This window comes from Lewinella sp. IMCC34183 (assembly GCF_003390915.1).
In the GTDB taxonomy this organism is placed as follows: Bacteria; Bacteroidota; Bacteroidia; order Chitinophagales; family Saprospiraceae; genus Neolewinella.
The window spans coordinates 327,065-346,165 of record NZ_QMEM01000005.1 but is presented as its reverse complement, the minus strand read 5'-3'; the positions used below and the strand labels follow the sequence as shown (position 1 = coordinate 346,165).

Sequence of the window (19,101 nt, the reverse complement as noted above, 5' to 3'; positions counted from 1 at the left end):
TCCCGCAGGCCATTGTGATGGTTTTACACGATAATTATATCTGACCAGTATAGCGCCGGGAGGGGGGTCAACCGCTTATGCTGCGTGCGCAATTCTGTGGGCAATGCAGCAACGCAGCAACGCACCAATGGTCGCGCAGGGAGGGGGGTCAACCCTTTATGCTGCGTGCGCAATTCTGTGGGCCAATGCAGCAATGCAGCAACGCACCAATGGTCGCGCAGGGAGGCGCTCAACCCATGCTGTGTAGGGAGGCACGGGCCTATCCACTATTCAATCCTTCAAAATTCATTCCTTGATCGCTTGCAACTACGAAATCCTTCGTATATATTTGTACGAAACGATTCGTATATGTTAGCACCCACCGAAGGCGAACTGGCCATTTTACGCGTATTGTGGTCCGACGGGCCGGCGACCGTTCGGGCGGTGAACGACCGGCTGAATAAAACGAGTGATAAGCCCGTCGGCTATACCACCACCCTCAAGCTCATGCAGCTGATGGCGGACAAGGGGCTGGTCGACCGTGACACTTCTGCGCGCAGCCACGTCTATTCGGCGGTAGCGGGGCAGGAGCACACGCAGCGCGGTCTGCTGCGCCGCTTCGTCGACTCCACCTTTGGCGGCTCGCGCACCCAGCTGGTGTTGCGGGCCCTCGGCGGGGGCGAGGCCTCGGCGGAAGAATTGGCCGAAATCAAGCGGCTCATCGAAAGCCTCGAAAAGGAAGACCACCATGACTGATGCGCTGATCACCTACGCCAGCTGGTATGCCGCCGGCCTAACCGTACTGCACTCCTTCTGGCAGGCCAGCCTACTGGCCCTGTTGCTGTGGGGCATCTCCCGCGTGGGGCGCTGCGCGGCGGAAGTTCGCTACCGCCTCGGCTTCGCACTCCTGCTGCTACAGGTATTGCTGTCCGTGTGCACCTTCCGCTACGTTTACGTGCCGGTGTCGCCGGCGGAGGTTGCCCTGGTGGTGGGATGGCCCGTCCCGGCCACGACAGTGGTCGTGACCGCCGCCACTCCCGCTCCTGCCTTCTGGGCACTGCCGGAGTTCTGGCTGGCTGTTCTGGTAGGCTGCTGGTTGCTGAGTATGCTGGTTGGTGGCTTGCGGCTCTTCAGTGCTTACGTAGGAGCCCGTCGCGTGGCGCGCCACGCCCGACCGGTCACTCCGACCGGGCCCTACGCGGCCGTCTACGGACAGGTTAGGAGCCTGGCGGCCCGGCTGGGTATCCGCGGCAGGTTGCGCCTGGGCATTAGCGATGCCATCAGCGGGCCGATGCTGGTGGGCCACCTCCGACCGATCTTGCTGTTCCCGGCCGTCTTGATCACCCACCTCCCCCCCGACGAGGCCGAAGCCGCTATCCTGCACGAACTGGCTCACCTGCAGCGCTACGACCATTTGCTGCACCCCCTGCAGTGCTTCATCGAGGTACTTTTCTATTACCACCCGGCCATCCATTGGATCAGCGCCCGCGTCCGCGAGGAACGGGAAAACTGCTGCGACGATACCGTGCTGCGGTACGGGGGCGGCCGGCTGGCGTACGCCCGCGCGCTTCTCTACTTCAGCGAGCACGCCCGGGCAACGGGACCCGCTGTCCTGGCCCTCACCGACGGCAGCCGCCTGCTGGACCGGGTGCGTCGCTTCATTCATCACCAAGAAAAAATATACACCATGAACGCCCGCCTGCTCCTGCTGCCCCTCTTTGCACTCCTGACCCTGGCCGCGTCGGCCGCTTATGCGCCCACCGAAGGGGGAGCCGAGCCATCTGCCGAGCTCCCCACGGCCCCCGCACCCGCGGCCCCGCCCGCCGATACCCTGCCGCAGGGTACCCACCAAGTCACCCGGATCTCCAACGGCAAGACCACCCGGCTGCGCGTCGAGGACGGCAGCATCCGGGAACTCGAACTGGACGGTCAGGTCATCCCGGAAGAAGATTTTCCGGAGTACGAGGCGCAGGCCGAGGAATTACTGGGTATACGCACCCCCGCACCCCGTGCGGAGCCCACTGCGTTCTACTTTCCGGAAGACAGCTTCGCCTCCGCGCTCCGCATGCTGCGCTTTGGCAATGAGTCGCTGCGCATCGCCGGGGAATCACTGCGCAACGGCGAGCACTCTCTCCGGGCGGGAGAGAACTGGTCCTTCGACTTTTCCCCCGATAGCCTGCGTAGAATAGCATTCCAGGCGCTCGAATCCGTCAACCTGGACTCCATCATGGCATCCGTGCCCCGGCTGGACTACCGCCACTTCGAACCCGCAGAAGTGCGGCAACACGCCCTCGACGCCCTCGGCGCGATGCCCCCTCACCATTCGTCGATGCGCGTTGATTCCCAGCTGATCGACATCCGCACCACCTCCACCCTCGAAATGCTGGAGGCGCGCCGCGCGCTGCTGGAGGCCCAACTCGAGAACATACGCCAGCAGCAGCGGGAGATCGAAGATGACTGGGCCACGGACCCTACCCCCGACATGCGCAGGCTCGATTCCCGTATCGGGCGGGTCATCAACCAACTGAAGGCGGCGGGCGATCTGGGCGACGAACCGCTCCGGCGCATACGCATCGAGCGGGGCAGCCTGCAGGTCAACGGAAAGGAGCTCGGACGGGCGGCCTACAACCAATTCAATAAGCTGTGGAAAGCCGAAACGGGCAAGAGCTGGGGCCGGGGAGTAACGATGGAACTCAACATAGACCGGTAGCGGCGGCGGCCACTACCCAAACGTTCCGGTTCGGGTGCCAGCCACCTCGTAGCCACCGGCGTGTGTCCGCAGGTAGGTGAGGAAACGCTTCAGTGCCGCCCGCTTCCCGCTGTCCAGCGCATAGTCGATGTGGTGGGTGAAGTATTCCTCCAGGCTGAAGTCGGGGCTGGGGGAGGGCAGCAACAGCTGCAACTGCGGCAAATGCTCCAACCCCTCCCGGAGTGCCGCGTTGAACTCGGCGATGAACTCCGGCGTCAGGTCGGCGGTCGTCACCCAGGCCGCGAAGACGAAGGGCAATCCCGTATGGTCCTTCCAGGCCGTACCCAGGTCATACACGTGGGCGAAGCGGCCGGCGAGCCCGATGGTGCGGTCGCCGATCACCAGTCCGCCGGTGGTGCCCCCGATCCGGTCGATATAGCCCTCGCGGGCGTTGAGGAAGGTCACTTCGTGCTCCCAGTATTCCTCCAGCAGCAGGCGGGCCAGCATCACCGAGGTACGGCTGTGGTGGTCGAGGTAAATGTGGGTCATCTCGTGCAGCGGCACCTCGCCGTAGATACACACGGTGGCCACCTCTCCGTCGGCCCCGATGCAGTAGTCGCTGATGATCTCGTAGCGGGGCAGCTCGGGCAGTACCGCCACGGGTACCAGGGCGATATCGGCCTCGCCGGCCACCAGCTGGCGGGCGCACTCGCTCGGGATGGCCAGGTTCATGTCCAGCTGCTCGCTGACGGGACTGCGCAGCAGGCCGTACAGCAGGGGCTTGGTGTTCAGGTAACTTACGGCTACCATGCGGTGCTTGTCGGCTACCATCTTTCCTGGTTTGGGGCGGCGGGCAGGTGGGCCCGGTCGTTCTGTACGATGAATTCGTAGTGGCCGTCGGGCTGCTGTTCGGCGACCCAGAGGCCCAGGTTGCTGTGGCGGAGCTCATTCATCCGCTCCAGCGGGCGGCCCATCATGAGGGTGACCAGGCCGCACATGGCGCGGCCGTGGCTGCACACGAGGATCTTCTGCTCCGGGCGTTCGTTCAGGTGCTCGATGAAGCGCTCCAGGCGGTCGCCCATCTCGCGGGCGCTCTCCCCGCCGCCGATGCGCGCGTCCAGCTTGCCCTCGCCCCAGCCTTCCTTCACGCGCTGGTACTCCGCGATGCTCTCCGGGGTGCCCTTCTTGCCCTCGTGGCTGCCCCAGCACATCTCGTTGATCGTCTCGTGCTTTTCCCAGGGCAGTCCCCCGTCGATGAAGTGGGAAACGGTCTCCCACGTCCGCTTCAGTCCGCTGGTGATCACCAGGTCGAAGGGCTCATCGCCGTAACGCGTGTGGAAGTGGCCCGCCTGCTCCCGCCCGGTGTCGTTAAGGCTGGCGTCCACGCCGCTGCCCTGTACGATCCCCTGGAGGTTGTAGTCGGTTTCCCCGTGCCTTACGATGTAGATCAATTTACCGTTTACCATTTACAATGCACCATTTACCATTTGACGGCTTTGCTCGCTGACGCTCGTCTCTGCGTCACAGCCAATAATCTATTCAGTAATTTTCCATGTACCCCGAGCGAAGCGAGCAGCCGCGCAAATTGTAATTGGTAATTTGTACATGGTAATTTGTACATCCTACACCACTGGTAGCGCCGTGTATCCCCGGTAAAGCTTATCGTCCGAAAACTCCGCGTCCGTGTAATCCTCCACGATGCCGTAGAGGGTGTCCCGTTCGATGGGCTTGCGGCCGACGGCGCGGATCATCTTGACCAGGTCCTCGGTGCTCATGGCGGGGTGCTTTTCCTCGGCGCCGGCCATGCTATAGATGCGGGTCGTATCGTCGATGGTGCCGTCCAGGTCGTCTACGCCGAAGGCGAGGCTCAGCTGGGCGGTGGTGCGGCCGATCATCGGCCAGTAGGCCTTCACGTGGTCGAAGTTGTCGAGGTAGATGCGGCCGATGGCATAGTTGCGCAGGTCCTCCACCGTGGTGCTCTCGGGCAGGTGGCTCATCTCGTTATTCTCGTTGCGGAACTTGAGGGGGATGTAGGTCTGAAAGCCGCCGGTCTTATCCTGCAGCTGACGCAGCTGCTCCAGGTGGTCGACGCGGTGGCGGTATTCCTCGATGTGGCCGTAGAGCATGGTCGCGTTGGAGCGCATGCCCAGCTCGTGCCAAATCTCGTGAATGCGCAGCCACTGTTCGCCGGTACACTTGCCACCGGCGATCTGATCGCGGATCTCGGGCGCGAAAATCTCCGCGCCGCCGCCGGGCATGCTTTCCAGTCCGGCTTCCTTCATCAGGGCCATGCCCTCCTCGTAGCTGATCTTGGCCTTCTTAAAGATGTAGTGGTACTCCACCGGCGTAAGGGCCTTCACGTGCAGGTCCGGCCGGTGGGCCTTGATCTGCCGGAACAGCTCGGCGTAGAAGGGCACGTCGTACTGCGGCAGCACGCCCCCCACGATGTGTACTTCGGTGACGGGTTGGTCGTCGTACTTGCGTACGATGTCCATAATGTCTTCCAGGGAGTACTCCCAGCCGTCTTCCCGTTTCTTGATGCGGCGGCTGTAGCTGCAGAAGGTGCAGGTGTAGAGGCACACGTTGGTCGGCTCCACGTGGAAGTTGCGGTTGAAGTAGGTCCGGTCGCCGTGCATCCGCTCGCGCACATGGTTGGCCAGGGCACCGAGGTAGCCGAGAGGTCCTTCCTCGTACAGCATCAACCCCTCCGCCGGGGTGATCCGCTCGCCGTCGTTCACCTTTTGGGCGACGGTGCGCAGGTGCGGCGGGAGTTTCGGGTCCTGAAGGATGGTGGAAAGGCAAGGGGTATTCATACGGTTACACTTGGGGGCGTCCGTAATACAACACCTCTCCCAACTTTCAGTTTTTTTTGAAAATGGGTTCTTGCGAGAAAGTCTTGCCGGGGCTTACCGGAGCTCGCCCAGGGTGGGGACGACGCGACCGGCTTCGGCGGTCCAGTCCAGGTAGTATGTGAAGCTGAGCGTTTCCCCGACGCGGGGCCCGGCCCGGCGGAGTTGCCGGTGGTTATAACGCAGCGTAAGCCGTTCGCCCCCGGGGAGCCGCACCGTAAATTCCTCGCGGCCGATGGCCACTAGCCTTCCGCTGACCAGGCGGCGATTGGCCGGAGTGGCCACCGTAGCGGCGGGGCCGTCCGGCGGCGGCTCCTTGGCGTAGGGCGACGTCGCTCGCTGCCGGAGCAGGGGGATGTCGCTGTAGCGCGGCTCCGGGTCTGCGGCGCGCTCCGCCAGCCGCCGGAGGGCGTTGCAGTGCTCGGCGAGGGGCTCGATCAGTAGTTCGCTCAGTCGTTCCCGGTCGCCGGCACTGGTCACGGTGAGGCGCAGTTCCTCCTGGATGCGGCGGGGATGCGCCCGGGCTACGTTCTCCATACACCGGCCGGCCTGCAGGCGGGGATAGACGATCTCGCCCGTACCCAGGCATTCGCATACTTCGTCGGCCAGTTGCCGCAGCAGGGACTGGCCACCCAGCCGCGCGGCGCCGAGCAGGCAGAGCAGGGGCAGGCAGAGCAGCAGCGTGGGGCGGCGAACTGGGATCATAGGCTAGGGGGGTGGCCGGACTACAATATACTGCCGCCGCCGCCCCGCGCCGTACCTTACTTACGCCAATCTTGGCCAACGTCATCGGGCATGCGAACCCTCGTGCTTTGTCTCCTCGGGCTGCTGCTCTGCACCTGCGGCCCCGGCCCCCGCTCCGCGGACCCGCCGCCGCCGAACGTGCTGTTCATCCTCACCGACGACCAGGGCATCGGCGACCTCTCCCTGGCCGGCAACGATTCCATCCGCACCCCCCACCTCGACCGGCTGCTGAGGCGGGGCGTACGCTTCGAGCGCTTTTACGTGAGCCCGGTTTGCGCCCCCACCCGGGCCAGTTTTCTGAGCGGGCAGTACGCCCCGCGCACCGGGGCCATCTTTGTCACCCGCCGCCAGGAAACGATGGACGACGCCGTGGTCACCCTGCCCGAGTACCTGAAGCGGGCGGGCTACCGGACCGGGCTGTTTGGCAAGTGGCACAACGGGGCCACCTTCCCCTACCACCCGGCCGGGCAGGGATTTGACGAGTTTTTGGGCTTCACCCTGGGTCACCTCAACGACTACTTCGTTGGAGAACTGCGCAACGAGCACGACGAAGCGGTACCCTTCCAGGGCGACCTCACGGGAATCCTCACCGATTCCGCGGCTCACTTCATGCTGAACTCGGATGCCCCCTTCTTCTGTATGCTGGCGTACCAGGCACCGCACACTCCGGTGCAGGTGGCCGACCGCTACTGGGACGGGGTCGCCGCGCGGGGGCTAACGGACTACAATACCGGGATCTACGCGATGGTCGAATCGGTGGACGACCGCGTAGGCCGGCTGCTGGATACGCTGTCCGAGGCCGGGCTCCTGGATAACACGCTCGTGATCTTCGCCTCCGATAACGGACCCAACGGCGACCGCTACCGCCGGGGCCTGCGGGGCACCAAAGGACACGTCGACGAGGGGGGCGTGCGGGTACCCTTCGGCCTGCTCATGCCCGGAGCGGACCCGGCCAACGGACGCGTCGTGGATACGCCGGCCGCCCACGTCGACCTGCTGCCTACGGTGCTCGATTACCTGGGCCTGCCGGTGCCGGACGGCCTCGACGGCATTAGCCTGCTGCCCCTGCTGCGCGGCGACACGCTGGCCGACCGCTACGTGTACGCCTTCGGGCAGGGGCCGGTCTATACCGGCTATCCGGGAAGCATGCGCGACGCGCGCTACCTCTACGTAGCCCGGGACAGCCTGTCGGACGAGCTGTACGACCTGCGGGATGACCCCGGCCAGCAAACCGATATCTACGGCCGGCCCGGTACGCCGGGCCGGCGGATGCGGGAGAGCTACCGGGACGTTGCCGCCGGTATCGGCCGGCCGGACCGGGTAGCTCCCCCGATCGACCTGGATGCGGGGGAGGGGACGGTCCGGCTGCTGGCCCATGAGGGGGAGCCCCTGGGCAATACCCACTTCAGCGATCCTTACGGATGGGCGAATGATTTCTTTGTCAATGTCGACGACCGGGGTGCTTACTGGCCGGTGGTCCTGGATTCCGCCGCACGCTTTGCCGTTACGGTACGGTATCATCTGGATGCACCGGACCCGCTGACCATTAGCGTGAGCGTTTCGGAGGCGGCTTCCCTTACCCCGACGTTGCCAGTAGCCGTCACCGAGACGCTGCCCGTGCACGACCGGGTACCGCGCAAGGAAGTGCTGCCGAGGGGGTGGGCCGTGCGGCAGGTTGGGGAGATCACGGTGCCGGCAGGTGAACACCGGCTGCGGATTTCCGGATCTGGCGGGTCGGCAGGGTCCGCTCTATGGATCAAAGAGGTCGACCTCCGGCGGGTGGAGGCCGGTGAAGGATGAAGGTCTGCCCGAAATTCTGGTTGGTTTCCGTACGGCTGTGCCGATACGCTGCCGTCTCCTGATCGCGTGGCCCAGAGCCTATCTGGTGGGGGAAACGTCGACCTGTTCCAGGCGGTTTGTAACTAGTCGAAGCAGCAAAGGAGACCAGCCGGCCACCCACACAAATACGTATGCCCGGTAAAAGTAACCGGTACCCCCTACGGACGGCTGGTAGATCAGGGCAACTGCCAACCCAAGCAAGAGCGCCCCAACTCCCTGAAGCAGCGAAATTTTCTGGGATGCGACGTCGCCCCGTTTCCAGCACTGCAGCAATATCGGGCAGACTACGGGGAGTAACGGCAGCAGGGGCAGCACGAGTAACCTGGCTTCCCGGGCCAGGGCTGCAGCGTAGACGATCGGGGTATTGACAAGTGCGACGAATAAGGAGCAGTAAACAAGGTCCTTGTGCAAGGCATTATTCCCTATCTGAGAACGGAATCGCCACGCGACGGCAGCAAAAGGAACCAAAATGATAACCGTGAGCACCAGCGTTTCACTGGCATCTGACAAGGTGCCAAAATTCTCCCGCCAGGCTCCAAATCGTTGCTTATGGCTAAACGCCACGGTAGCGTCTACGACTTCTTCGGGAAGGTACAGGTAGAGGAACAGCACGCTTAAGCAAGCGGTCACGGCGACGGTTGCTACCGCTTTCCACGGGGACCAATAAGCGTACCGGCTCAGTAAATACATCAGTACGGGTAAAAAGAAAAGACTGCTCTCCCGAATGATGCAGGCAAGGAACCCCATCAATAATGCCGGGAAGGGTCGATGGCTAATGGCGAATAGCATCAGCAGCGTGATGGCTATATACTGATAAAGGTCATTGTAGGTGTGTGCATGAGCCGTGAATAAAAAGACACTTGGGAAGATCAGAACAAAGGGGAGCAGTGTCAGCGGCGGGATTCGTTGACCGGGCCACACAAAACAGGTAAGCCGGTGCAACGCAACTAAGCAGCCGAGGTATCCTAGAAACTGAACCAGAGAAAAGAAAAGGGGAGACGGTATTCCCGTCCACCGTGTCCCGTATCGCATTACTGACAGCATAAACGGACGCCGCCCGAATTCGGAATTATGGTATCGCCATTCGGTTTCCTGGCGCATCACCTCGTCGGTGAGCAGGGGGTCTATCGAGAAATTCAGGCTCAACGTCCAGTTGTTGAGATCACTGGGTACTACGTAGTTAAAAAGGAAAATGGAGAAAACGCAAAGCGATAGTTTAAGCCACTGCCGCGGCAAGGACGGGGGGGATGCGGTTTCCGGTTGTGTACTACTCGAGGGACCTGACACGGTGACTAGCGCAGAATAACGACCTTGCCGAATCCATTATCGAAATATTGGTCGGTGCCATTATCGTGCTTTTCGAGCGCGCTGCCGTTGGAGTCGGAAGTAATCACGCGATACAAATAAACACCATTCGCCAGCAGATCTCCGTATTCATCGGTACCGTCCCAGGCGAAATCGGTCTGGTGGGTGCCGACGGAAATGTTTTCATAGGCCAGCAGGTCGATGTCGCGAACCACGCGCCCGGAAACCGTCATAATCTGAATGCGGAAGACTTCCGGAGCCACGCTGCCGGTCAGGGTATAAACGAAGCGGGTCTGGGTGGTGAAGGGGTTGGGGTAGGTCAGTACGTTGGCGATGAGCTGCTGGTTGATCACCTCGAAGCGCTGCTCGTAGTCCAGCCGCCCCGCCGGGTTATTGGCCCGGTCGGTGGCCCGGACCGTAAGGGAGTAGATGCCATCGTTCGTGAGTTCCGGGCGGAAAAAGATCTCCGCCATATTGTCCCCGTCGGGGCCCGCCGGTACGAACTCCACGCGCTCGTCGGAGAGGCGCACGGTTTCCTTGGCACCGTCGGGGTAGGCGAGGCGCAGGTAGTAGGCACTTGAATCGGTCAGGCGGCGGAACTCGTTCTCGTCGCGCAGCTGAATACGGATTTCGGGGGTGGCGCTGACCAGCTCGCCGTCGCGGATGGTCCGCCCGTCGTAGTACACCTTCAGGTCGGGTGCTACGTAGTCGAGCCCGACGCCCAGGTCGGTATTCATGCGATTATTGAACAGTATGTCTTCGGGCTGGTCGTCGTCGGGGTTGAGGCGCAGCTCGACCCGCAGGGAGGTGTTGAGTTCCTGGGTGGGCAGGTCGAAAGCAGCAACGCCGCTGCCGCCGGCCGCCAGCGGGGGTTCCCGACGGCGCAGTAGCGTGACGTTGTTCTGGGCATCGTAAACGGTGAGCTGCACCAGCAGGCTGTCCATGGGCGTAGGCGTCAGGTTTTCGTAACCTACTTCCAGGCGGGCGAGCTGGCCCTGATCGAGGCGCTCGGGTACGGAATAGGCCACGGCGGGACTGATGGCCGCGTCACCCGGGCGCTGATAATCGAAGTAAATATCGTCCAGGCTCGCTACCGTGCGGTCGGTCTCGTCCAGGAGGAGAAACTCGGGCTGGAGGTAGGGGTAGGTTGCCGCGTCGACGTCGGTGAGGTCGAAGGTGAAGCTGCGGATCGAACGGATCGGCAGGCCCTGCTCGCGGATGATGGACCGGTTTCCTTCCCGGTCGAAGCCGTACAACCGGAAATAGCAGCTGTCAGCTTCTCCGATGCTGCGGTCCTGAAAGCGGGTCCGCAGGGAGCGCCACTCCAGGGAGGGGCCAACCCGCGGGCCGGCGTAGCGGCCGTCGGCCCAGTTCTCGCGGATGGGGAAGAGCACGTGGGTGTTTGCGTCCTGGGAAGTGGCCACCGCTTCGGCGATCGGACCCAGTCCTTTCTGGAAGATGAACGTATAGGGCACCGATCCGAGACTTTCCAGGAGACGCGTCTGTTCGGCTCCCTGCTCCTCTAGTACCTGGTAGACCGTACGGCCGAGCGAGAGGGAATCCTGTTGCCATTCGGGACCGTGGTACTCCAGGTCCTTGCCCCGCTGCACGCTCCAGAGGAGCACGTACTGCCCCTCCTGTACATATTCGTCCAGGAAGTTGACGAGTCCCTCGCGGCCCGCTTCCTCCCGGGTGTCGAAGCTCCAGACCGAAGCGCGACCCGGCGGGGTGTTGTACTGGCCGTCCCCGGGGTTAGGGTACCAGCGCGCATTTGAAATGCTGTCGATGACCAACACCTGAATGCCTACGAGGATTTTCCAGGGGTGGGGCGAGTTCAGGTTCAGCCCGTTGAGGGCCAGCCGCGGCATGGCTCGGTCCTCATAGACGCCATTATAAATTTCTACGTCGTTGGCGGTCCGGGCGAAATTCCAGTCGGGCTGGGTGGCCGACAGGTTGATGTTCTCGGATTCTCCGCGGATAAACTGTCCGGGGTCCTGAATGGCGTAACCCACCTTGTCCGCCGGCCGGTCGGCGACGTAGGTGAAACTGCTTTGGTCCCAGAGGTAGCCCTCGTCGTCGGTGCGGCTGCTGTCGGGGCTGATGCGCCAGTAGTAGGTGGTGCTATCGGCGAAGGTAAGTTGGGGCCGGTAGCGCAGTACGCCTCCGGGCGAGGTGAGTTCCTCGTCCAGGAGGGGGGTGGCAAAATTCGGATCGGCAGCCAGTTGTATCCGGTAGGTCCGTTCGGGGGCCAGGGGATCGGTGGAGCCGGCAATGAGTTCCACGCCGGGGCCCACGAGCGCGAAGTCGGGAGGGAAGGCGGTCTTGGCGGAGTTTGCCACTACGGTGAGCGGCGCGCCGGGCTGGTTCCCGATGATCAATTCGTTGTTGGCCTCGGCCGCCGGGCCGGGCAGTTCGGTGAGGGTGCCGTCCACGTCGACCGTTACCAGCAGGCGGTTGGCACCTACCGCCTCGAGGCCCACGGTAGGTAGCAGGAAGTCATGCACCTCGTCGTAGTGGGGTACGGCCACGGTCCGGCGGCCCAGCTCGCGTATCTCTCCGGAGGGGAGTTGCTGCCGGAACAGGAGTACGGTACTGTCGGGGAGGGTCTCCGCCCGCGTGCCGAGGTTGAGGAGGCGCAACCGGACCGTGAAGCCGGTATCCTGTGCGGGTACCACCCGGGGCTCGAAGGCTACCGAGGCCGGGTCCACGACCAGGTCGGGGCCGGGGCGGGGGTGCAGGCGGAAGGCCGGGTCGCCACTGAGGGCAAACTGCTCCAGCAAGATGCCCAGGGTAAAGTTGGTGGTGGTGGCGTAGTCGGCGATCGCGCTGCGTATGGCCGAGCCGACACCCATTCCATACTGGTCGTTGCTCAGGTGATTGGTGACCGCGCGGCCGAAGGTACCCAGGGCACTGATGTACCCGAGCCCCTTCGAGGCGGCAAAGGTCACGGCACCGCCGTCTTCGAGAAAAATGAACCGCTCACTGATGCTTCGGGCTTCCGTAAAGGCGTCTCCGCTGTAACAGCCGAGGCTGATCATGAAGGGGTAGCGGTTGACGTTGTCGTAGTTTTCGGGGTTGTCGATGTTGAAGTCGAAGCCCTGGCTGCTGGAATGGCCGTGAAAGACGATGAGGGAAGTGCCCGCGTTGATGCGGTCAAAGATGATCTCCTGCCGCGCGTCTTCGATGGGTTCGCTGCTGGTACGGAAGACATTGGTGACGTTTCCACCAAATTTGCTTGTTTCAAAGATCCGCTGCATGGTGCCCAGGTTGTAGCGGATGTACTCCTGCTCGGCGACGGAGCCCCCGCCGCCGAGGAAGAGCGCCTGCTTCATCCAGTCGAGGTCCGTGATGTTCTGGCCGGCCTCGGTGATCTGCCGTTCCACGGCCATGAGTTTGCGGGCGTACAGGAGTACCTCCTCCGGGGTGATCGCCGCGAGGCGTCCCGTAGCCAGGCGGGGCACGATACTGTTGAGTTCCGCCGACAGGAGGTTGTCGGAGGCGGGTACGCCGAAGCTGGGCACGAAAAAGGTGGACCAGGCCTCGGCCAGTCCTTGCGTTTTCCGCAGATTGAGGTACTCCCGCCCTTTTCCTACGATGAAGAGGAAGTCGAGCCCCGGCGCCCGCCGGTAGGCGCCGGCCAGGTAGTTGCGGATGGATTGGGGGTGACGGCGAATGCCGTACCCGAATTGCTCGTAGAGGTCCTCCACGTATACCACGTGAACGCCGTGTCCGCCCCCCACGGGCGTTTCGCGGTACGCGGCCAGGGTTTCCACGCCGGTCCCGGCGAGGCGACGACTCGTCAGGAGCAGGTACGTATCGCCCGCATCCGGAAGAAGATCAGCGAAGGAAACCGGCACCGCGGCCACCGGGGCGAGGTAAGCCCGGACGAGCGCGAACTCTCGTCGCGCCCCGCTGCCGGGAAGCGCGAAGGTGCCGCCGGCCGGGGTGTATACGGTACCGTTGGTCAGATCGTACAGACGGGCGGATGCGCCCGCGGTTCCGAAATCCAGGGAGACCGCATCCCCGGCCGGAAGGTGAAAGCGTAACTGGTCGCCGGTCAGGGTGGGCGTCGCGGGGTACTCTACCCGCACGTAGGCCAGGTTGGCCTTGTCCTGTTTACCGGCCAGGCCCTCCATGCGCAGGGTGGCGCGGGTACCGCTGCCGCTGACGGTATAGGTCCGCTCGGTCACGCTCCAGTCTTCGGACGTAAGTTCATCGACCGTCGCCCCGTTGATACTCACCCGCTGCTGGTGGGTGTCCCCGAAGGCCAGGCCGAAACGAACCGTTACGTCCATGGTTCCCGCGACGCCGTTCGGCAGGTTGACCTCGGCGGCGGATATGGTGGAGCCGTTGCTGCTGAGCAGTTGGTTGTTGTTCAGCAGACCATAGCCTTCGGCGAGCTCGTAGTGAGAGAACATGATCGTGGAGCCGGAGCTGCGGCGGTAGTACTTACTCTGCTGGTCGGTGAACAGTTGCTCCGCGGTGCGGCGGATCGTCGCGCTTGCCGGGCCGGTACTGCCGGCGGTACCGGCTGCGTACCGCTCGCCGGCTTCCAGGGCCGGGGTGGTCGTGAGGTAGTAGGCCGCCGTGTCCGTATACATGCTGTACCGGGGGTTCAGCAGTTCGTCCCGCCCGCCCGGGAAAAGCAGGGTGTCCATCTCGCCCCGCGTCCGCTTGCCGTAAAATGAGATCCGCCCCTCACTGACCTCGATCGGTACGGGCTGGCCACAGTGGTACAGGCGGTAGCGCTGGGCGTCGCTTTCCGTGGCCGGCAGGCCGGCCGCGGCCACGGCATCCGGGTCGATCCGGTAGAAGCCATCGTCGGCGACATCAATGCGCAGGTGTACTTGTCCGGGCGTGATCCACTCGTTGCCGAACAGAGTATCTCCGCTCGTGGGAATCTGGGCCTGCAGGCAGGCGGTAAAGGCGAAATAGAGGAACAGAAAGGTAAAAATGCGCTGCATAAAGGGAGGTTCGGCCGGCATAAAGCAGGAGGTACGTTAAAGGTAACGTCATTCCGGGCCGCGACTATACGGCCCGGCCGGGATAATTGTCCGGGGGCGGACGGCTTACCGCCTAGCCCGAACGGTGACCTTGCTCGGCTCGCTCTGCGCCACCAGCGGCGGCATGCCCCGGTATCCTAGGGCAAAGCTGAGGCTGACTTCCCCAGCGGGCGCATCCCGGGGTACCGCCAGCGGGCCGCGGTACAGCCGCCGCTCTTCCCCGGCCGGCAACCTTTCGGTGGCCAGCGGGCGCAGGCGCCAGAAAACGACGCTTCCGTCGGAGTAGTGCAGGACGGCGTAGAGCCAAACCGGAAGGGCGGCCCGTAGCTTCACCGGCACCGGCGAGCGCGCATAAACGGTCACTTCGGCGTCGGTCCCGTACCGAAGCACGTCTGGCGGGGGAGACTGCGTCCGCAACCGGGCTAACCGGGCCACCTGGAAGTCGGGGACCTCACGGAGAAGCAGGGACACCCGCCCGGCCCGGAAGGGGGTGGTGCCCGGCATTTCCCAGTTGGCCTGCCCGGCCAGTAACACGGTATCGCCCCGCAGGGTCGTGTCTCCCCGCCACAGGTCGTACTGGTTGGGGCGGTAGTCCACGTCCGTCAGGGTGAAGCCCGGCTCGCCGCCCGAATAAAACTGGTACAGGGACGCCAGGCGGTAGGTGTTCTCGAAGATCACTGGCAATCCCGCGGCCCGGTCCCGCAAGTCCTCCACCCATGGCGCGTTATCGAAGGGCTTGGCGAAGGGGAGCCACTCCCGCGGCGCGATCAGCAGCAGGCGGGCTCCCAGCAGCAGGATAGCGGTGGCCAGGCAGAGCCGGCGCAGGGCGGGCTGCCACGCCGGGTGCCGCGTGGCTTCCCGGAATACCAGGTAGACCAGCGGAACGGCCAGGGCGGCCGTCCAGTGGGCCTCCGTCCGACCCTTTGCCGTAAAGAGCAGGAAAAAAAGCAGAACGCCCAACACCAGCCAGCGACATCCCCGCTCGAACGAATCGGCGGCCCGACTGACGGTAAAGGTGCGCCAGTAGTGGTAGAGCAGCAGCGGGCTGAACACGAGCAGCTGGTTGCCGATATACTGCAGGGTGAAGGACAGGCGGTAGGGCGCATTACGTCCGCTGAAGTGGTAGCGCAACGAGGGGTTATCGTTGGCATACTGCCAGTAGATGTGGGGAAAAAACAGCAGGATCCCGCCGAGCGCCGCGACCCACGCCCCGGGGCGGCGGAGGAGGAAGGACAAATTGGGCAGCACGCTGAAAAAAATGACGATGGCCCCGTGGTACTTGCTGTACATCAGGCCGGCCATGGTGAGCCCCCAGACCGCCCCCGCGGCCAGGGTCGGCTCGCGCAGGAACCGGCGGTAAGCCAGCAGGTACAGCGTAGTGAACAGGAGGAGCGGGCCGTCCGGAGTGGCAATGAACCCGTAGACCTGGAGCATGGGCTGGGCCAGGATGAGCAGCGCAGCCAGCAGGAGCGGGGAGCCGGTCGGTCGGCCGAGGAGCCGGTAGAGAGCGGCAACGGTGGCCGTGCCGGCCAGTACGTGTCCCAGGCGCAGGCCCAGCGATCCCGGAAGCCAGTCGCGGCCGAGGCCGACGAGTACGGCCACCGCGGGCGGGTGGTCGAAGTAGCCCCAGTCCAGGGCACCGGCGTACATCCAATAGTAGGTCTCGTCCGGATCCAGCGGCGACAGGGCGGCCTGCACCAGGTTAAGGACGAGCCAGGCCAGCAGCAGCCACCGGGGCCGGAGCGGGGGAAAGGACGATTGCATCCTGCAAAGGTACTATCTCCCCCGGCCCGGCCCCATGCTACCCGTCGGCTTACCGGGAAACGAGAAGCCGCATAGCCGTCTCCCCGCGTTGCAGGTAATAACAACCGGATGGCAGGTCGGTAGGCAGGGTAAGTTCACCGCTGTCCGGCAGGCGGTAGGAACGCACTACCCGGCCGGTGGGGCCGACCAGCCGTACCTCGGCGTGGTCACCGGCCGCGGTGGACAGGCGGATCCGGGCACCGGGGCTGGCGGGATTGGGGTAGGCCGTCATCCGGTCCGCCCCGGTCCCCGACCAGCGGGCCGTACGGACGCCGAGGGTATGTACCGTACCGTCGTAGTCGTACTGCTCGAGTCGGTAGTAATTGACACCGGGACTCGGGTCGCCGTGGACGTAGTTGTACGTGCTGAGCCCGTCGGTGGTACCGGCGGCCGGGATACGCGTAAGTTCGGTGAAGGTCGCCCCGTCGGTCGAGTGCAGCAGCCGGTAATAGTCAGCTTCCCGTTCCGAAACGGTTTGCCAGTCGGATGCGAGGCCCGCCGCGGTAGGCTCGGTGGTCCAGCTCAGCAGCTCGACCGGGAACACCACCCGGTCACCCAGGGTGCAGGGCCCTATGTAGGACCCCGAACCTCCGAACAGGTTGATGTCGATGTTAAGACAGATCAGCGCGCTCAGGTCGAGCAGGATTCCGTTGAGGAAGCCGACTGACTCCAGGCCGCGGATCCGCTCCCGGTTGCCGGCCGCGGCAACTACGTCGAGCCCTACGTGTACCCCGTCGGTGAGGTCGGTCTCGAAGTAGGTGCCCGCAGACACCAGGGTAGAGGACAGGAACTTGGGGTAAGTACCCTCACCCAGGATGACGGTCACCTCGCGCAGGTCTACGAAGGTTAGCAGGTCCACGCTGCCCAGGTCGCGGGCGAGGTCGATCGTACAGACCGACTTGGGGCTGCTGCAGGCTTCGGAGTAGTGCAGCTTACCGTTTTTCTTGGTGACGGTACACGTGGCACAATCCGCCGACGCAGCGAGGGCGTACGGCAGAAGTGCACAAAGAAAAATACGTAAGACAGTGTAGATGTTGTTCATAATCAAATTGGTTCATAGTGATAGTGATGTAGCCTAAGGGATAGGCGCGTCCGGTCCGCACCCGACAGGGGCGGCAGGGGAAAAAGCCGGGGAGTCTCTCACACACACATTACTCCCCGGCACAACAGCCTATTTCAGAAAAATCAAGGGGCCTGGCCCCGGCGCATCAATGCGCTCCCGTAAGTCTTTTTGCCATCTGGTAGAAGTTTGGTCAATGTGTCTCTCGATCCCGTAGTCACGGTCACGTGACGGCAGTTCCGGAAGCATGCTTCCGTGGGCCGCGGATGGTCTGGCCGGTAGGCCGGCACAGGACCGGACTCCAATGGGAAAAGGTCAAATACTATGCAACTAGTCATTCAGGGGATTCAGGCGCGACGGTCCGGCAAGCGGAAAACACCGGGTTGACCGGCAGCGTCGGCAGCGTCAGGAACCTATTATACAGGTTGGCCTTCCGCCGGCGGGTCGAGTGGCCCTCCCCCGAATAGAAGCGGAAGAGGACCGACCCAAAAACTAAGGTGAAGTAGTTAGTGATCGGTTGTTCGCTATTATATACGAGTGAGGGATTCCGACCGGATTCAAGATTTCAGTAAAAAATACCGAGATAAAATGATATTTCAGCACATTGTACTGTTTATAATATATTGTACTTACATTAGATATGGAAATGATGTAATTTGTATTTTCGTAAGATATACGGAATCAGTATGTAATAAATGTGGCACCATATAATTTGTTTTTCATGTGTTTAAACATGTAAATAACGCGGATTCTAGCCTCCCCGGAATTTTTTTGAAACTTCTCTATTTCACCCCCTTTTTACCCTTCGGACTCGGGAATCTTGACGCTTAAAGCGCCATGCCGGATAGGGATTGTTACAACGACAACTGTCTGGCGGAGGATGTGTCGGCTCTCTACCGTCCCCGACGTGACAGGTTCCGCGTCGGGTTTCGGATATTTGCCGGCATGAAGAAGTTGCCGTCCGTTCTTGTCCCATTCTTGGCGCTGCTGCTCGCCGCCTGCGGCGAGACCGACCCTGACCAGGCTGATCCCTCCCCGGCCCTGTCCGAAGATCTGGTCGGTACCTGGGAAACCGTTACCTACGAGGTGAGCTATCCGAGTTACATGGGCGGCGATACGGCGTTCGTCGAGACCATCCGGGAAGCGGACTGGGGGCGCCGGTACGGCGTACATCCTCCAACCACGGTTTTTTCGGCCGACGGAAAACTGAAGCGCACGCACCGCATGCGGTCGGGCGAAGTGGCTAATGTCACCAACGGGATCTGGAAAGCGCAGGGGGACAGCCTCTTCATTATCGAGCCGAATATCACCTACACCTATTATCCACGGTTGGAGGATGGGCGGCTTGAGCTGACCGGGCTGGTCGATCAGGACCAGGATGGCGTGCGCGACGATTCTTTCCGCGCGGTGTACCGCCTCGTCGGCCGTACCCGGTAACTTCCCCCGTCACCAAACAAAAAAGCGCCCCACCCCCGAGGGGCGAGGCGCTGGTGACTAAACACATGTTAAAACGGTAGTTATTTAGCGTGGAAGTTGCCCGGGGGCACTCCCTGTTCATAGTGTTTCAGCAAAGCAAAATCGGCGGGGGGGGGGACTCACCTTGAACGGTCGGGGACCGTCGGACGGGAGGGCGGGGCGGCAGAGAGGCCGCCCCGGAGCGGAGTTCGTTTGCGTTGAATAGTGTTGTGTTGAAAAACTCGAAAAGAATAGACAAAACCTGTGTTGTTCAATAGTAAACTCTAGTGTCTCCGGCATTCGCCGGCCTGTGTTGTTCAGTAAAACTCGTTCATAGTGTTATGTAGCCTAAATGATATAACGTGTAAAAAGAAT

Annotated in this window: 12 protein-coding genes; 4 read left to right on the top strand and 8 right to left on the bottom strand. The window is 62.7% G+C overall.

Features of this window, described 5'->3' with window-relative positions; genetic code table 11:
- The first annotated feature begins 348 nt into the window (after window positions 1–348).
- On the top strand, window positions 349–735 hold the full coding sequence (locus tag DQG19_RS13245) for a BlaI/MecI/CopY family transcriptional regulator (RefSeq protein WP_116126738.1): 387 nt from the start codon (window positions 349–351) through the stop codon (window positions 733–735).
- Window positions 728–2,689 (top strand): M56 family metallopeptidase, encoded by a 1,962-nt coding sequence (locus DQG19_RS13240; protein WP_116126737.1) that lies wholly within the window; start codon window positions 728–730, stop codon window positions 2,687–2,689. The genes DQG19_RS13245 and DQG19_RS13240 overlap by 8 nt, the downstream gene beginning before the upstream one ends.
- 12 nt (window positions 2,690–2,701) lie before the next feature.
- On the opposite strand, the gene DQG19_RS13235 is transcribed toward DQG19_RS13240, so the two are convergent.
- The 4 genes from DQG19_RS13235 to DQG19_RS13220 all read right to left on the bottom strand — a co-directional run bounded on the left by DQG19_RS13235 (window position 2,702) and on the right by DQG19_RS13220 (window position 6,222).
- On the bottom strand, window positions 2,702–3,499 hold the full coding sequence (locus DQG19_RS13235) for a menaquinone biosynthetic enzyme MqnA/MqnD family protein (protein ID WP_116126736.1): 798 nt from the start codon (window positions 3,497–3,499) through the stop codon (window positions 2,702–2,704).
- A complete protein-coding gene (locus DQG19_RS13230; protein ID WP_232826520.1) occupies window positions 3,493–4,119 on the bottom strand; it encodes a histidine phosphatase family protein in 627 nt (208 codons plus the stop codon). The genes DQG19_RS13235 and DQG19_RS13230 overlap by 7 nt, the downstream gene beginning before the upstream one ends.
- 171 nt (window positions 4,120–4,290) lie before the next feature.
- The gene (gene mqnE / locus DQG19_RS13225; protein ID WP_116126734.1) at window positions 4,291–5,481 is read right to left on the bottom strand and encodes an aminofutalosine synthase MqnE; all 1,191 of its coding nucleotides are present in this window, start codon (window positions 5,479–5,481) and stop codon (window positions 4,291–4,293) included.
- Between the two features lie 93 nt (window positions 5,482–5,574).
- Entirely contained in the window at window positions 5,575–6,222 is a 648-nt protein-coding gene (locus DQG19_RS13220) for a hypothetical protein (RefSeq protein ID WP_157974496.1), read from the bottom strand.
- Between the two features lie 90 nt (window positions 6,223–6,312).
- On the opposite strand from DQG19_RS13220, the gene DQG19_RS13215 reads away from it, so the two are divergent.
- On the top strand, window positions 6,313–8,061 hold the full coding sequence (locus DQG19_RS13215) for a sulfatase-like hydrolase/transferase (RefSeq protein WP_157974495.1): 1,749 nt from the start codon (window positions 6,313–6,315) through the stop codon (window positions 8,059–8,061).
- 78 nt (window positions 8,062–8,139) lie between these two features.
- Here DQG19_RS13215 and DQG19_RS13210 read toward each other — a convergent pair whose 3' ends face one another.
- The 4 genes from DQG19_RS13210 to DQG19_RS13195 form a co-directional block, all read right to left on the bottom strand.
- Window positions 8,140–9,246, bottom strand: a complete 1,107-nt coding sequence (locus DQG19_RS13210) for a hypothetical protein (protein ID WP_116126731.1) — start codon at window positions 9,244–9,246, stop codon at window positions 8,140–8,142.
- Window positions 9,247–9,392: 146 nt separating this feature from the next.
- Window positions 9,393–14,369, bottom strand: coding sequence for a C25 family cysteine peptidase (locus DQG19_RS13205; RefSeq protein ID WP_157974494.1), 4,977 nt, complete (start codon window positions 14,367–14,369; stop codon window positions 9,393–9,395).
- Window positions 14,370–14,474: 105 nt separating this feature from the next.
- Window positions 14,475–16,172, bottom strand: a complete 1,698-nt coding sequence (locus tag DQG19_RS13200; protein ID WP_116126729.1) for an ArnT family glycosyltransferase — start codon at window positions 16,170–16,172, stop codon at window positions 14,475–14,477.
- Window positions 16,173–16,221: 49 nt separating this feature from the next.
- A complete protein-coding gene (locus tag DQG19_RS13195) occupies window positions 16,222–17,253 on the bottom strand; it encodes a hypothetical protein (protein WP_116126728.1) in 1,032 nt (343 codons plus the stop codon).
- Between the two features lie 963 nt (window positions 17,254–18,216).
- On the opposite strand from DQG19_RS13195, the gene DQG19_RS13190 reads away from it, so the two are divergent.
- A complete protein-coding gene (locus tag DQG19_RS13190) occupies window positions 18,217–18,708 on the top strand; it encodes a hypothetical protein (protein ID WP_116126727.1) in 492 nt (163 codons plus the stop codon).
- Window positions 18,709–19,101: the final 393 nt, after the last annotated feature.